Below are 15,735 nucleotides of genomic sequence, written 5' to 3'. Positions count from 1 at the left end.
GCTTCATACAAAAGCCCGTCATCACGACGGGCTTTTTGCTGCGCAGATAAGGGTCTATCAGTGGAGGATGCGGGCACGGATGGTGCCGTTGATCTCCTTGAGCTTGGCGAGCGCCTTCTCGCTGTGCTCGGTCTCCACGTCGATCACCACGTAACCGATATGGCTGCTGGTCTGCAGGTATTGACCGGCGATGTTGATCCCTTCTTCGGCGAAGATCTGGTTGATCTGGTTCATCACGCCCGGCTGGTTGCGGTGAATGTGCAGCAGGCGGCTGGAGCCCTTGTGGCCCGGCAGCGACACTTCCGGGAAGTTGACGGCGGAGAGGGTGGAGCCATTGTCTGAGTATTTGACCAGCTTGTTGGCCACTTCCAGCCCGATGTTCTCCTGCGCTTCATGGGTGGTGCCACCGATGTGCGGGGTCAGAATCACGTTCTCCAGCCCACGCAGCGGGCTTTGGAACTCCTCGTCATTGGACTTGGGCTCGACCGGGAAGACGTCGATGGCTGCGCCGGCAATATGGCCGCTCTTGATGACGTCAGCCAGCGCATCGATATCCACCACAGTACCGCGGGCTGCGTTGATGAAGATGGCGCCCGGTTTCATCATCCGCAGCTGCTCGGCACCGATCATGTTCTTGGTGGAGGCGGTCTCCGGTACGTGCAGGCTGATGACGTCAGACATATTGAGCAGCTCGACCATGCTCGGCACCTGGATGGCGTTGCCCAGCGAGAGCTTGTTCTCGATATCGTAGTAATAAACCTTCATGCCGATGCTTTCGGCGATGATGCCAAGCTGGGTACCGATGTGGCCGTAGCCGATGATGCCGAGCTTCTTGCCGCGGGCTTCCACCGAGCGATTGGCCAGTTTTTCCCACACGCCGCGATGGCACTTGGCGTTCTTCTCGGGGATGCCGCGCAGAAGCAGCAGGATCTCGCCCAGCACCAGTTCGGCGACCGAACGGGTGTTGGAGAAGGGGGCGTTGAAGACCGGAATACCGCGGATCTGGGCCGCTTCCAGCTCGACCTGGTTGGTACCGATGCAGAAGCAGCCGATGGCGACCAGCTTGTTGGCGGCGTCGAGGACTTTCTCGGTGATCTGGGTGCGGGAGCGCAGCCCGATGAAATGGACGTCGCGGATCTGCTCGATCAGCTCCTCTTCGGAGAGCGAGGTCTTGAGATACTCCACACTGGTGTAACCTGCGGCACGAAAGGTCTCTACGGTGTTGGGGTGAACCCCCTCAAGCAGCAGAACCTTGATTTTATCCTTGTCCAACGAAAACTTGGCAGTCATGACGATCCCTCTGTATGTGCAAACGTAAGTGCAGATTTGGTGTGCGAAGAAAACCGTAAAGTAGCAAAAACGTTTGGGAGAGGGAATATTTGTGACGAAAGTCAAATTCTTTGAAGTTATCAACGAATGTTGTAAACATCCGTATGCAACTTGTTGAGGGATAAATAAAAACGGCGCCATCAGGCGCCGTCATTTATTCACAGTGCAATGTTTGGGTTATATCCCATCCCGGGGCTCAATCAACGCCGCTGTTGCGTCAGGGCTGGCAGAGTGGCGCTGGCGGGCGAGGGAGGATGCCGCTGCACTGTGCTACCGGTGTCGGGATTACTGGGTAATCACGCCGTCCGGCGTACCGATCAGGACCACATCGGCGCCGCGGGCGGCGAACAGGCCGTTGGTGACCACACCAACAATGGCGTTCAGTCGTACTTCCAACGCCTTGGCATCGGTAATGGCCATGCCTTTTACATCCAGAATGTGGTTGCCGTTGTCGGTGACCACCCCTTCACGCCACACCGGGTTGCCACCCAGTTTGCGAATTTCGCGGGCCACGTATTCGCGAGCCATCGGGATCACTTCCACCGGCAGCGGGAACTTGCCCAGCACGTCGACGGTCTTGGTGTTGTCGATGATGCAGATGAACTTGTCAGCGACGGCGGCAACGATCTTCTCGCGGGTCAGGGCTGCGCCGCCGCCCTTGATCATGTCGCGGGTTGCGTTGATCTCGTCGGCGCCATCCACGTAGACGGAGAGGGCGTCGATCTCGTTGAGATCATACACGGTGATGCCGAAGCCCTTGAGGCGTTCGGTAGAGGCCACGGAGCTGGATACTGCCCCCTTGATCTCGTCCTTCATGGTCGCCAGCGCGTCGATAAAGTGGTTGACGGTAGAGCCGGTGCCCACCCCGACGATGGTGCCGGGAACCACATACTTGAGCGCAGCCCAACCGGCCGCCTTCTTCATTTCATCTTGAGTCATGATCGTTCCTTAAGAAAAAAGCGGGCGCATTATATCCAACCCGGTACCCCGTCGCGACCTTGTTGCTCACGTTCCGGGGCAAAAAAAGGGACTTTGTAAATCGTTTGCCTGTTTATTCTGCGTTTGCGCGCACAAAGCCGGGGCTGCTGGCCAAAAACAGCTTATTCAAAGCGCCAGCAGTGGCTCGGGGTGATGATCTGGGGCAGCGGCACATCCCACTCCTCTTGCGGGACCGCATCCACCTGCTGGCAGTCGTGGGCAATGCCGAGCGGCTTGGGGCCCAGCTTGTGCTCATGCCAGATGGCGAGAGTGCGATCGTAGTAGCCGCCCCCCATGCCAAGACGATTGCCCTGGGCATCGAAGGCGACCAGCGGGGTGCAGATAAGATCGAGCGTGCTGTGGGGCACCACCTGCAGGATATCCAGCTCCGGCTCTTCGATGCCGTAGCGGTTGCGTACCATGGGGCTGGTGGCGGTATAGCGCAAAAAGAGCAGGTGACCCGGGGTAAAGGGGTGGAGCACCGGCAGGTAGACCTCTTTGTGCTGGGCCCACAGCCAATGGATGGTGGGCAATGGATTGATCTCCCCGTCATTGGCCAGATAGAGGGCAATGCGTTTGGCGGCGAGGATCTCGGGGTGTTGCTTGAACTGGGCCAGCAGCTGTTGGGCCGCCAATTGCTGCTCGGCCGGACTCAGATTTTTGCGGCGTTGACGAACCAGTTGGCGCAGGGATTGACGTTCGGGTTGGGACTCATGCATGGGGAACCTCTGGTATAGCTGCGCATCGATGGCTTGAACGCGCTCTACCTTAGCACATTCACTCTTGACGTTAAGGGGGGCAGGGGAACTCCCGCCTCGGACGGCTGATGCCCGGAACTGTGGGATAAATGCTGGCGGATCCGTTAGTGAGCCAACAAGGGCCAGGATGTGGCCCGTGTTGATGGCATGTCGGCGCGTCAGCCTCTGGTCAGTTACTTCTCAGCCTTGCCGCACATCTGGTGCTTCACAAACACTGCAATGAGTGCCGCTACCGCGAGCGCCATCGGGTAGAAACTCATGCTCACTACCGCCAGCGGTGACAGGGCGAAGATGGAGCCCAGCAGCAGCGCCTGTGCGCCCCAGGGGATCAGACCCTGTACCACGCAGGAGAAAATATCCAGCATGGAGGCGGCTCGGCGCGGGGTGACACCGTGGTGTTCGGCGAGATCCCGAGCTACCTTGCTGGCGACGATAATAGCCACCGTGTTGTTGGCGGTGCACAGGTTGGTGAGGCTCACCACCCCGGCGATGCCGAGCTCGGCGGCTTTCTCGTTCTGTTCACCATTGTGCTCGCGAGTGAAACGGGCAATCAGGGCGCTGATGCGCTCGCTGATCCAGGCCAGTCCACCCTGACGCTCCATCAGGGCGCCGAGGCCGCCGATCAGCATGGAGAGCAGGAAGATCTCCTGCATGCCGGTAAAGCCCTGATAGATATCCTTGCTGAACTGACCGATGGCGTAGCCGTTGATCATGCCCACCGCTCCGGCGGCCAGAATACCGATCCCCAGCACCACAAACACATTCACTCCGGCGAGCGCCAGCCCAAGAATGAGCAGGTAGGGCATCACCTTGAACAGCTCGATGGCACTGCCGTTGGCAGGGGATTCACCCACTGAGCCCAGGGTCAGATAGAGCAGGATCACCGCGATGGCAGCAGGGGCCGCAATCTTGAAGTTCTCGCGGAACTTGTCCTTCATCTCGCACCCCTGACTGCGGGTTGCTGCTATGGTGGTGTCGGAGATGATGGAGAGGTTATCGCCAAACATGGCGCCGGAGAGAATGGTACCTGCCATCAGTACCGGATCGATACCGGCCGCCTGCGCCACGCCCAGCGCGACCGGCGCCACGGCACCTATGGTGCCCATGGAGGTGCCCATAGCGGTAGCAATAAAGGCAGAGATGAGGAACAGCCCGGGCAACAGCGCCCAGCCGGGGATGAGGGAGAGACCCAGCGCCACGGTGGCATCAACGCCGCCGGTGGCCTTGGCCACGCTGGCAAAGGCGCCCGCCAGCAGATAGATAAGGCACATCGCCATGATATTGCTGTGGCCAACCCCCTTGAAGAAGGTCTCCAGATTGCTGTTGAAGCTCTCTTTGCCAAGCAGCAGGGCGAGCATCACCGCAGGCAAGGCTGCAACCGGAGCGGGCAGTTGATAGAAGGCGAACTCGACCCCCTGCAGGGTCAGCCAGGTACCGGTACCGATAAAGAGTGCGAGAAAAACCAGAAGTGGCAGCAAGGCCCTGGCACTGGGTTGAGTCTGGATCATGTGTTCCTCTGAAATTGAACAATGACCTCCTGTCATAAACTGCTTTGTACCTGTATCGGATAGGGATAGGGGGAAAACAGGGCGGGCATCCTGCCGCATTGGGGTGCCCACAGTAGTGAGTCAACCTCGCTTGGTCAAGATAGACGTCCAGATGGATAGGTGTTTTTGTTTGATGATTCTGGTGTTGTTGAGATATCCAAAGAATATTCGGAAAAAGAAGTTAGTGTTGATTATTGTTCATTGCTGTTCTGACGCAGTCCGCGGGTATCTGGGGGTATCGCGTGCCTTTAATAAGGAAAGAGGTAAACGATAAGATCTCTGCATGCCATCTTGGGGATTTCTCCCGAAGCCAAACGTCAGCCGCACCTCTCTCTATCTCTACGTGAGCATGGTACGGATATTTCCAGAACGCGTGGACACAAGACCTGGGCTGTGTGGTTACTGTGCCAGTGTCTCCACCGCCTGAACGGCTGTCGCGAGAGCATCCTGTTCCAGCGTCAGCGGAATGTGGCCAATTCCGAGCAGCAGGGTGACAGGCCAGGAGATGCCGAGACGTCTTAACTCAGGTTCAAGTTGATCTGTTTGAAAGGCTTCGTCATTTGCACCCGCGATCACGGCGCAGGGGCGTTGCACATTGCGCAAATTCTGCTGATAGTCGCGCTCTGGCTGAAAGTTAGAGGCAAGGTTGAAGGAGTAGGAGGGGGTCAGCAGGGATTTCGCCTCATCATTAAGGGCAAAGTTCAGCACTGTCAGATGGTTGAGTGCGGAAATATGGAAACCGTTGAGGATGCTCAGGGCGATGATGCGAGGCAAGCCGACACGCACCCAGACACCGCTGTTGGGCCGGTAGTTGGCGGCTGTGGGGCCGAGATAGGGGGAGAGCAGCAGATAGCTCTCGAACAGGGTTTGTCGCGCACTGCCAGCAACACGCAGGACAAAGCCACCCCCTGACGAGAAGCCGACGAGTGTTGCAGGCTTGCCGGGGGCCACCGACTTGATGAAATCTTCCAGATCGTCTTCAAGCTGACCGATGTAGGCAATGGTGCCTTTGTCGCCCGATGCGCCATGGCCGCGAATATCGAGGGCGTAGGCGTCGTATACCGCTTGCGAAAAGGCGCTCGCCATCTTGTGCATGCTCTGACTGCTGGCAGAAGAGCCGTGAACCAGTACCACGCTGCCCTTGACCTTGTTGTTCTTCGTATTGCCCTCTGCGCCATAGTGCCGATAGGCCAGCTGCGTGCCGTCACGCGCCGGTTATCTTGAGAGAGGTGGCATGTTGCTCCAGCCACTCCCCTTGAAAGGGTCGTTGATGCTGGCCATCGCCGGTGCCGGACTCGGCCCGCCAAACAGCAGAGCCGCGGCCAGCATGACCAGGGTCAGTGATATCAACCCCACAGCAAACAGCAATCCTGCGCTCATCTTTGCACCTCATTTGATATCGACACGGGCGTTGCCCTGATTTTGCTTATGCTGGCATTTCACTCGTTCGAACCTATCAGATGGCACCCGGTCTGCCAAATGATGGAGTGAGACGATGAAAAGCGGCCTGTGACCAAAAGGAAGTTCTTGGCCAGCCAGTGGGCGCTGCCGTTGGCGAGTGCAGCAAGGAGTGGTGGCATCATGGCTTTTCAAACCCGGCGCGGGCTGGTAAAACGGTCTCTTTCCATAATTAAAAGAGATGAGAGGGTGGAGATGGACAATCCGATCCGTGTGGCCGTGATGGGCTGTAATGGTCGTATGGGCAAGGTGCTGCTGGAGGCCATCACCAACACCGATGGCGTAGTGGTCGGTGCCGCGCTGGAGCGGCCGGGTTCGGCGGTGATCGGCCTTGATGCCGGTGAGCTCAATGGGCTGGGCCATCTGGGTGTGGCCATCAGCGATAGTCTGGACAAGGTGCGCGATGAGTTTGATCTTATCATCGACTTCACCCGCCCCGAGGTGACCCTGGCCAATCTGGCTTTTGCGCTGGCCCACCACAAGCAGATGGTGATCGGCACCACCGGTTTTGACGATGCAGGCAAGGCTGCTCTGAAAGAGGCTGGCAAGCAGATTGGTATCGTGTTCGCCTCCAACTACTCGGTCGGGGTCAACCTGGTGTTCAAACTGCTGGAGCAGGCCGCCAAGGTGATGGGGGATTACACCGACATCGAGATCATCGAAGGCCACCATCGCCACAAGGTGGATGCGCCATCCGGTACTGCGCTCTCCATGGGGGAAGTGGTCGCCAAAACGCTGGGCCGGGATCTGAAAGAGTGCGCCGTCTATGGCCGCGAGGGGATCACTGGCGAGCGGGATCGCAACACTATCGGCTTTGCCACCATTCGTGCCGGCGATCTGGTGGGGGAGCATACCGTCATGTTTGCCGATATCGGCGAGCGGGTGGAGATCAGCCACAAGGCCTCCAGCCGCCTGACCTTCGCCAACGGTGCTGTGCGGGCGGGCAAGTGGCTTGGTCAGCAGGGGGCCGGTCTTTATGACATGCAGGATGTGCTCAATCTCAAGTGATGCCTCTGAGCGGCACTTTCGTACTACTGCTACCCCAGTGAAAAACCCCGGCTTGCCGGGGTTTTTGCTGTCAGTCAGCCAGAGTTTGTGTAAAAAGACGCGCTATCGGCAATTTTTTATCTGAATGCCTTATAAATCACACTATTGCGTTATCCACCAGATTTTCCCTTCCTGAATGTCATCACCAGGTAACAGATTTGAGCATCTTTATGGCTGATTAAGCCATTTTTTTACACCAACAAGAAAAGACTAAAAATTCAAACGAAGAAAAACGTTTTCCATTTTTCATGTTCACTCTTGTCATCATAAAAGCGTTAAATTTGTGATTAATGTTTTTCGTGTAAAAATAAATGCCATTGTTTTAATTAGTTTTTTTGTTTGTTTTTGTCGCTATTGCTGGCTTGGTGGCATCTTTTGGTGGTGGTTTTTCATTTTCTTTCGTGGGAGGGGGTTGCAAAGCGGTTGAGTGCATAGATAATGGGTAATGTTGCTTTTTTATTGAATTTAGATGCATTTCATCTGAGAAAAGACGTTGAAATGCCACTTTTTTTAAGTAGAATGCGCCCAATTTGCCAGAAATCTGCCGGGTTCGAGTCCTGTCCAAGACCGGAACCGAGCCCGCAACACCCAGGTAAATTGCTGAATTTAAAGCTAAATAACTGGAGGTTGTCTTGAATCACACTGCATTGCTAGTGCTGGAAGATGGAACTGTATTCAAAGGCGTGTCGATAGGCGCCGAGGGATGTTCCGTTGGTGAAGTGGTTTTCAATACGTCGATGACGGGCTATCAGGAAATCCTCACCGATCCCTCTTATTCCCGTCAGATAGTCACCCTCACTTACCCCCATATAGGCAACACCGGCACCAACAGCGAAGATGAAGAGTCCAGTCAGATCCATGCTCAGGGATTGATCATCCGGGACCTTCCGATACTTGCCTCCAATTTCCGCAATCAGCAATCCCTCTCCGAATACCTTAAGTCTCACAACATCGTTGGCATCGCCGACATCGACACCCGTAAACTGACCCGCATCCTGCGCGAGAAAGGCGCTCAGGCTGGCTGCATTCTGGCCGGGAAACAGGTCGATGAAGCCTATGCTCTCGAACAGGCCCGCGCCTTCCCCGGTCTGAAGGGAATGGACTTGGCCAAAGAGGTGACGGTTGGTGAGGCGTACAACTGGACGACCGGGAGCTGGCAGCTTGGCAAGGGGCACGTCACCCCGGATTCCGACCAGCTGAAATATCACGTAGTGGCCTATGACTTTGGCGTCAAGCGCAACATCCTGCGGATGCTGGTTGACCGCGGCTGCCGCCTGACTGTTGTACCGGCCAAGACCCCGGCCGCCGAGGTACTGGCGATGAACCCGGATGGCATCTTCCTCTCCAACGGCCCCGGCGACCCCGAGCCGTGCGACTACGCCATCGAGGCCATCAAGGCTTTCCTCAATACCAACACGCCGGTGTTCGGCATCTGTCTGGGCCACCAGCTGCTGGGTCTGGCCTCCGGTGCCAAGACCGTCAAGATGAAGTTTGGCCACCACGGCGCCAACCATCCGGTGAAGAGCCTCGATGACAACACCGTCATGATCACCGCTCAGAACCACGGCTTTGCGGTAGACGAGAACAGCCTGCCGGATTGCCTGCGCGCCACCCACGTCTCCCTGTTCGATGGTTCCCTGCAAGGTATCCATCGCACCGACCGTCCGGCCTTCAGCTTCCAGGGACACCCCGAAGCGAGCCCGGGCCCGCACGATTGTGCCGGTCTTTTTGACCACTTTATTGAATTGATTAAGCAGTATCGCGCCTAAGAAATAGAGGAAAGAGTTTCATGCCAAAACGTAATGACCTTCAGAGCATCCTGATCCTCGGCGCCGGCCCCATCGTCATCGGCCAAGCCTGCGAATTTGACTACTCCGGCGCCCAGGCGTGCAAAGCCCTGCGCGAGGAGGGCTACCGCGTCATTCTGGTCAACTCCAACCCGGCCACCATCATGACCGACCCGGAGATGGCAGACGCCACCTACATCGAGCCCATCACCTGGGAAGTAGTGCGCGAAATCATCAAGAAAGAGCGCCCGGACGCCATCCTGCCCACCATGGGCGGCCAGACTGCGCTTAACTGCGCACTGGCGCTGGAGAAGCATGGCGTGCTGGCCGAGTTCGGTGTCGAGATGATCGGTGCCACCGCCGACGCCATCGACAAGGCCGAAGACCGCTCCCGTTTTGACAAGGCGATGCGCAGCATTGGCCTCGAGTGCCCGCGTGCCGGCATCGCCCACAACATGGAAGAGGCGTGGGGCGTGCAGCAGATGGTCGGCTTCCCCTGCATCATCCGTCCCTCCTTTACCATGGGCGGCTCGGGTGGCGGCATCGCCTACAACACCGAAGAGTTCGTCGAGATCTGCGAGCGCGGTCTGGATCTCTCACCGACCAAAGAGCTGCTCATCGACGAGTCGCTGATCGGCTGGAAAGAGTACGAGATGGAGGTGGTGCGGGATCGCAACGACAACTGCATCATCGTCTGCGCTATCGAAAACTTCGACCCCATGGGTATCCACACCGGTGACTCCATCACGGTCGCGCCAGCCCAGACGCTGACCGACAAGGAGTACCAGCTGATGCGCAACGCCTCCATGGCGGTACTGCGCGAGATCGGTGTCGAGACCGGCGGCTCCAACGTCCAGTTCGGTATCAACCCGAAAGATGGCCGCATGGTCATCATCGAGATGAACCCGCGGGTGTCGCGCTCCTCCGCGCTGGCCTCCAAGGCGACCGGTTTCCCCATTGCCAAGATCGCTGCCAAGCTCGCCATCGGTTACACCCTCGACGAGCTGATGAACGACATCACCGGCGGTCGCACTCCGGCCTCCTTCGAGCCGGCCATCGACTACGTGGTCACCAAGGTGCCGCGCTTCAACTTCGAAAAATTCGCCGGTGCCAACGACCGTCTGACGACCCAGATGAAGTCGGTCGGTGAAGTGATGGCCATCGGCCGCAACTTCCAGGAGTCTCTGCACAAGGCGCTGCGCAGCCTCGAAACCGGCAAAACCGGCTTCGACCCCATGGTTGACCTCAATGCCCCGGACTCCCTGACCCGCATCCGTCACGAGCTTCAGGATGCAGGTAGCGACCGTATCTTCTATATCGCCGATGCATTCCGCGCCGGTCTCTCCATGGATGGCATCTTCAAGCTGACCAAGATTGACCCCTGGTTCCTGGTACAGATTGAAGATCTGGTGAAGCTGGAAGAAGAGGTGAAAGAGCGCGGCATGGCCGGTCTGGATGCCGACTTCCTGCGCGCCCTCAAGCGCAAAGGCTTTGCCGATGCCCGTCTGGCCAAGATCCTCGGTGTGGCCGAAGGGGAAGTGCGCAAACTGCGCGCCCGCCACAACATCTTCCCGGTCTACAAGCGGGTAGATACCTGCGCCGCCGAGTTCGCCACCAACACCGCTTACATGTACTCCAGCTATGACGAGGAGTGCGAAGCGGCTCCGAGCAACCGCGACAAGATCATGATCATCGGCGGCGGCCCGAACCGTATCGGTCAGGGTATCGAGTTCGACTACTGCTGCGTGCACGCGGCGCTGGCCCTGCGCGAAGATGGTTACGAGACCATCATGGTCAACTGTAACCCGGAGACCGTCTCCACCGATTACGACACCTCGGATCGCCTCTACTTCGAGCCGGTCACACTGGAAGATGTGCTGGAAATCGTACGCATCGAAAAACCCAAGGGCGTCATCGTCCAGTACGGTGGTCAGACGCCGCTGAAACTGGCCCGAGCACTGGAAGCCAACGGCGTGCCGATTATCGGTACCAGCCCGGATGCCATCGACCGCGCCGAAGACCGCGAGCGCTTCCAGTCTGCCGTCGAGCGCCTCGGTCTCAAGCAGCCGGAAAACGGCACCGTCACCGCGCTGGAGCAGGCGGTTGTGGTGGCCGAGCGCATCACCTACCCGCTGGTGGTTCGCCCCTCCTACGTGCTGGGTGGCCGCGCCATGGAGATCGTCTACGACGAGACCGACCTGCGTCGCTACTTCGCCGAGGCGGTGAGCGTCTCCAACGAATCGCCGGTACTGCTGGACCGCTTCCTGGACGATGCCACCGAGCTGGACGTGGATGCCATTTGCGACGGTACCGATGTGGTTATCGGCGGCATCATGGAGCACATCGAGCAGGCCGGTATCCACTCCGGTGACTCCGGTTGCTCCCTGCCGCCCTACACCCTGTCCAAGAAGATTCAGGACGAGATCCGCGAGCAGGTGCGCAAGCTGGCGCTGGAGCTCGGTGTTATCGGCCTGATGAACGTGCAGTTCGCGGTCAAGGGCAATGACATCTACCTCATCGAGGTGAACCCGCGTGCCGCCCGTACCGTGCCGTTCGTCTCCAAGGCGACCGGTGCGCCGCTGGCCAAGATTGCCGCCCGCGTGATGGCCGGTCAGAGCCTGAAAGAGCAGGGCTTTACCAAAGAGATCATCCCGCCCTACTACTCGGTGAAAGAGGTGGTACTGCCGTTCGCCAAGTTCCCGGGGGTTGACCCGCTGCTGGGGCCGGAGATGCGCTCCACCGGTGAGGTGATGGGGGTGGGCAGCAGCTTTGCCGAGGCTTATGCCAAGGCGCAGCTGGGTGCCAACCACGCCGTACCGAAAGAGGGCCGTGCTCTCTTGTCAGTGCGTCACAGCGACAAGGCACAGGTGGTCGATTTGGCCGCCAAGCTGCTGGAGCTGGGTTACGAGCTCGACGCCACCCACGGCACCGCTGTCGCGCTGGGCGAGGCGAGCATCAACCCGCGTCTGGTCAACAAGGTGCACGAAGGTCGCCCGCACATTCTCGACCGCATCAAGAATGGCGAGTACACCTACATCGTCAACACCGCCGAAGGGCGGGTGGCCATCGAGGACTCCAAGCAGCTGCGCCGCGCGGCCCTGCAGAACAAGGTGGCGTATACCACCACCATGAACGAGGCATTCGCGACCTGCATGGCCATCAGTGTGGATGCCACTGCCAGCGTCAACTCGGTGCAGGAGTTGCACGAGCGGGTGAACAACCGCTAACGCTCTGCGCGCGAGCCATGCTCGCTCCGCATAGATGACAAGCCCCCGCCAGTAATGGCGGGGGCTTTTTTATGACGACGGGGTGGGTGCTGCGAGGACTGGACTTATGGGGCGAAGAGCGTAACTACCGTAAATCAGGCTGCGGCTTGCGACTGCGTGGACGGGGCAGGGCATGCCACAGCTTGCGGGCCGTGACCAGAAAGGGGCGCAGGATCAGCGCGCTCAGGCGGCTGTAGCGCACATTGTCTTTCGGGCCGACCCCGAAGGTGAGGGGCTCTGGCTGGTGGTTGGTGACGTAAAGAGTGCCGAACCACCAATCCCACAGCGACAGGTTGATCCCGAAGTTGTGGTTGAAGTGGCGGGGATCCCGGCTGTGGTGGATCTGATGCTGGGCCGGGCTGTTGAAGATATGCTCCAGCCGCGGGCCAAACGACAGCCAGATATGGCTATGGCGCAAATTGGCGGCCAGCGAGTTGAAGATCAGCACCAGATAGCCCACCCCAAACAGTGTGTAGGGGCGCACGGTTCCTCCGCACAGCCAGTAGAAGGCACCGGAGTAGAGGGAGAGAGCGCTCCCCTTGAGCAGGATTTCAGCGAGCTTCTCCACCAGATGAATGCGGCTGGCGGTCGGCGGTACCAGCACGGTGGCGCTGTGGTGCACCTTGTGAAACTCCCACAGCCAGCGGCTGTGAAAGAGACGGTGCAGCCAGTAGTGGACGAAATCGCTGACCAGAAATACCCCGAGACCGTAAAGCATCATCAGCCAGCTAGCCTCGGCCAGACGGGGACGCTCCCCCCACAGACGGGTGAGCGCGGAGGTAATATCCGTTGCCTGCAAAAGCCAGGGGTTGAGCAGGGTCAGGAGCGGCACGATCAGGGCCACATGGAGCAGGGCACGCACCAGATAATACTGATAATCGAGCAGGGCGGAGGGATGCAGCCAGATGGCACGGCCGCCGAGAAAACCGGCGAAACTGCCCGCTGCGGGGCCTTGCTGGTGCCGGCGCACACGGTAGAGGAGGTAGGCAATGAGGCCGGATATCAGCAGAAAGGGGAGGCCCAGCCGCCCGTTGAAGTCAAACAGTCCGGTCAGGCAGTGCCAGATCGGAGTGAGCAGCCACTGCTGCACGTAAGCAAAGAGATGGGCGAGCGTATCCATAGGGTCCATACCGTGAGCATCCTGGCGGCGGCATTCTAAATGTAAACAACTCTCGATAAAAGCCCATGTCTGTTGTCGGGTCATACCTGTTATCTGGTCATATCTGGGGGCGCTCCTGTTGCGGCAACCCCTGTCTGGTCAGGAAGAGGGGCGAGGTGATGGGACTTTAGCCTTGTGGATCAATTCTCTACAATGAGCCATCATGTGTGCGCCCGCCGCCTGGCGGGTTTGCCTCCAGCCTCAGTACCGGATATCCGATGACGCTCTCTCTCTTTTCTGTTTCCCCCGCCATGCGCACGCTGGCGCTGCTGATCCCCTTGCTGCTGGCCGGCTGTGCCAGCGATCCCGCTTCTGCCCCGGCGCCTGGCGACACAACGGGCGCAACTACGCCCGCCAAAAAGGCGACCCCGCCAGCCATGCAGCCGCGCAAGCCGGCGGATATGAAGAGCCGCATCGTGAGGTTTCTGCCCCGCCATGTGGTCGACAAGCAGGGGTGGGCCAACGATGTGGTGACGGCGCTCACTACCCAGGGGGTGACAGTCAATGACCACAACGTCTGTACCGTGCTGGCGGTAGCGGAGCAGGAGGCGACCTATCAGGCCGATCCCGTGGTGCCGGGCCTTGGCAAGATCGCCTGGAAGGAGATCAACTCGCGGGCGGCCAAGCTGCTGATCCCCGAGTTTATGGTGCGGGCCGCGCTCTCCATCAACTCGCCGACAGGCAAGAGCTATGCCGAGCGCATCGATGCGCTTCGCACCGAGCGGGAGATGAGCGAAATTTTCGAAGACATGATCAGCATGCTGCCGATGGGCAAGACCCTGTTTGGCAACATGAACCCGGTGCACACCGGCGGCCCGATGCAGGTGAGCATCGCCTTTGCCGAGGCCAATACCCGTGGTTACCCCTATCCGGTCAAGGAGTCCATCCGCCACGAAGTCTTTACCCGTCGCGGCGGTATCTGGTTTGGCACCAAACATATCTTCGGTTATGAGGCGGAGTACCCCGATACCCTCTACCGTTTCGCTGACTTCAACGCCGGCTGGTATGCCAGTCGCAACGCCGCCTTTCAGGCCGCCGTCAGCCGTTTGAGCGGTACCACGCTGGCTCTGGATGGCGATCTGATCCGCTATGACTCCGACCTGCCGGGCAAGACGGAACTCGCGGTCTATACCATTGCCAGCCGGATCAACATGAGTCAGCAGGCGATCCATCAGAGCCTGAAACTCGGCGATACCGCCGAATTTGGCCAGAGCGACCTCTATCATCGCGTGTTCACGCTGGCAGACCAGAAAGCGGGCAAGCGGTTGCCCCGCGCCATCCTGCCGGGCATTCAGCTGAAAAGCCCCAAGATCACCCGCAACCTCACCACCGCCTGGTTTGCCAAGCGGGTGGATGACAGGGAGCAGCGCTGCGTGCGGCAGATGGCGACCATTCGCTAAGAAACACAACAAGGGCGGCCAATTGGCCGCCCTTGTTGTTTCCGATGTTTACCGCTCTTCAGCTTGCCGCGTGATTATCTGCCGGCATTTCGGGTAAGCGCTGCATCCCCAGAACTGTTCCCCCTTGTTGCTGCCACGACGTGCGGTGCGAAGCACCATGGCGTTGCCGCATTTCGGGCAACGCTGCTGGGCGTGACTCGTGTCATGAAGGATGGGGAGCTCCTCTTTTACCATGCTGACGTTATTGCTTGGGGAAGAGGGAATGGCAGGTTGGTTGTGGCGCGCCTTTAGCTGCGCCACATGCTGTTTATGGGTCTGCCAATTGGCGGCCAGTCGTCCCCGCTGGATGGTGTCGATCACTCTGGTGACTTCGGCAGAGGTCAACACCTGCGTGGTTTTACTCTTGATATAGCGAATAAGCCCGCGGTTCATCACGTTATCCGGCATGGGGGTTTTAAAGGTGCAGTCGCCAGTAAAGTAGATAATCGAATGGAGCTGATGATCAGCAAGACCCAGCAAGGATTTGAGCGTCATCAGGTGCAGATAGTTTTGGCGCAGGGGATTTTGAAAGGTATGTCTGCGGCGATAGAGCTGCTGGGTCCAGCTCTTGTGGGCTGGATTGCCAAATATCCACCCCTTGATGTTCTTGGTTTCGATCACAAATAGCCCGAAGCGCGAGATGATCACATGGTCGATCTGGGTAGTGCCCTGCGGGGTTGGCAGCGTCACATCCTTGAGCAGGTGGTACTCCCGCTGGTCGAGAAAAAGCCGGATGCCCAAGTTGATAAATGCCTCCCCAACCATCCCCTTGAACCTGGGCGTTTTGATCAGGGTGGCAATCAACAACAGGGGCAGCAGATACCAGAACTGGCCCAGTAGAATCGCAATAACGGGTGTGAAGTCCATTTCAACGCTGTCGTCTGATGTGCAATGGCAACATGTTAACAGTGGGTTCAACAAGCGTGTGTGATCTATGCCACTACTACTCTGCCAGCGCCTGCATTGT

The 15,735-nt window shown here is 58.6% G+C and carries 12 protein-coding genes; 4 read left to right on the top strand and 8 right to left on the bottom strand.

The features are described from left to right. Positions 1–57: 57 nt before the first annotated feature. The 6 genes from serA to G5137_RS03145 form a co-directional block, all read right to left on the bottom strand. The gene (gene serA, locus G5137_RS03170) at positions 58–1,290 is read right to left on the bottom strand and encodes a phosphoglycerate dehydrogenase (RefSeq protein ID WP_005337639.1); all 1,233 of its coding nucleotides are present in this window, start codon (positions 1,288–1,290) and stop codon (positions 58–60) included. 324 nt (positions 1,291–1,614) lie between these two features. Further along, a complete protein-coding gene (rpiA, locus tag G5137_RS03165) occupies positions 1,615–2,268 on the bottom strand; it encodes a ribose-5-phosphate isomerase RpiA (RefSeq protein WP_042083875.1) in 654 nt (217 codons plus the stop codon). Between the two features lie 161 nt (positions 2,269–2,429). Next, positions 2,430–3,026 carry a 5-formyltetrahydrofolate cyclo-ligase gene (locus tag G5137_RS03160; RefSeq protein ID WP_058059524.1) on the bottom strand — a complete coding sequence of 199 codons (597 nt, stop codon included), beginning with the start codon at positions 3,024–3,026 and terminating at the stop codon, positions 2,430–2,432. A 212-nt stretch (positions 3,027–3,238) separates the two neighbouring features. Further along, positions 3,239–4,573, bottom strand: coding sequence for a Na+/H+ antiporter NhaC family protein (locus tag G5137_RS03155; protein WP_421254907.1), 1,335 nt, complete (start codon positions 4,571–4,573; stop codon positions 3,239–3,241). A 438-nt stretch (positions 4,574–5,011) separates the two neighbouring features. Continuing rightward, complete coding sequence (locus G5137_RS03150) at positions 5,012–5,806, bottom strand: alpha/beta hydrolase (protein ID WP_421254995.1); 795 nt, start codon at positions 5,804–5,806, stop codon at positions 5,012–5,014. A gap of 21 nt (positions 5,807–5,827) precedes the next feature. Further along, a complete protein-coding gene (locus tag G5137_RS03145) occupies positions 5,828–5,992 on the bottom strand; it encodes a hypothetical protein (RefSeq protein ID WP_421254906.1) in 165 nt (54 codons plus the stop codon). Positions 5,993–6,265: 273 nt separating this feature from the next. Here G5137_RS03145 and dapB point away from each other — a divergent pair, with 273 nt between their 5' ends. From dapB to carB, 3 genes are all read left to right on the top strand, one after another. Next, entirely contained in the window at positions 6,266–7,078 is an 813-nt protein-coding gene (dapB, locus tag G5137_RS03140; RefSeq protein WP_005347132.1) for a 4-hydroxy-tetrahydrodipicolinate reductase, read from the top strand. A gap of 671 nt (positions 7,079–7,749) precedes the next feature. After that, positions 7,750–8,886 carry a glutamine-hydrolyzing carbamoyl-phosphate synthase small subunit gene (carA, locus tag G5137_RS03135; protein ID WP_368157317.1) on the top strand — a complete coding sequence of 379 codons (1,137 nt, stop codon included), beginning with the start codon at positions 7,750–7,752 and terminating at the stop codon, positions 8,884–8,886. Between the two features lie 20 nt (positions 8,887–8,906). Further along, complete coding sequence (gene carB / locus G5137_RS03130; RefSeq protein WP_421254905.1) at positions 8,907–12,131, top strand: carbamoyl-phosphate synthase large subunit; 3,225 nt, start codon at positions 8,907–8,909, stop codon at positions 12,129–12,131. 124 nt (positions 12,132–12,255) lie between these two features. On the opposite strand, the gene G5137_RS03125 is transcribed toward carB, so the two are convergent. Further along, positions 12,256–13,290 carry a sterol desaturase family protein gene (locus G5137_RS03125; protein WP_421206506.1) on the bottom strand — a complete coding sequence of 345 codons (1,035 nt, stop codon included), beginning with the start codon at positions 13,288–13,290 and terminating at the stop codon, positions 12,256–12,258. Between the two features lie 257 nt (positions 13,291–13,547). Here G5137_RS03125 and G5137_RS03120 point away from each other — a divergent pair, with 257 nt between their 5' ends. After that, the gene (locus tag G5137_RS03120) at positions 13,548–14,729 is read left to right on the top strand and encodes a DUF1615 domain-containing protein (protein WP_421254904.1); all 1,182 of its coding nucleotides are present in this window, start codon (positions 13,548–13,550) and stop codon (positions 14,727–14,729) included. A 48-nt stretch (positions 14,730–14,777) separates the two neighbouring features. Here G5137_RS03120 and G5137_RS03115 read toward each other — a convergent pair whose 3' ends face one another. After that, positions 14,778–15,635 carry an NERD domain-containing protein gene (locus G5137_RS03115; RefSeq protein ID WP_421206484.1) on the bottom strand — a complete coding sequence of 286 codons (858 nt, stop codon included), beginning with the start codon at positions 15,633–15,635 and terminating at the stop codon, positions 14,778–14,780. Between the last annotated feature and the right edge of the window lie 100 nt (positions 15,636–15,735).

It is taken from the genome of Aeromonas sp. 600282 (genome assembly GCF_049175755.1).
In the GTDB taxonomy this organism is placed as follows: Bacteria; Pseudomonadota; Gammaproteobacteria; order Enterobacterales; family Aeromonadaceae; genus Aeromonas; species Aeromonas veronii_A.
Note: the sequence above shows the minus strand (reverse complement) of the source record. Positions and strands in the feature narration are given on the sequence as shown.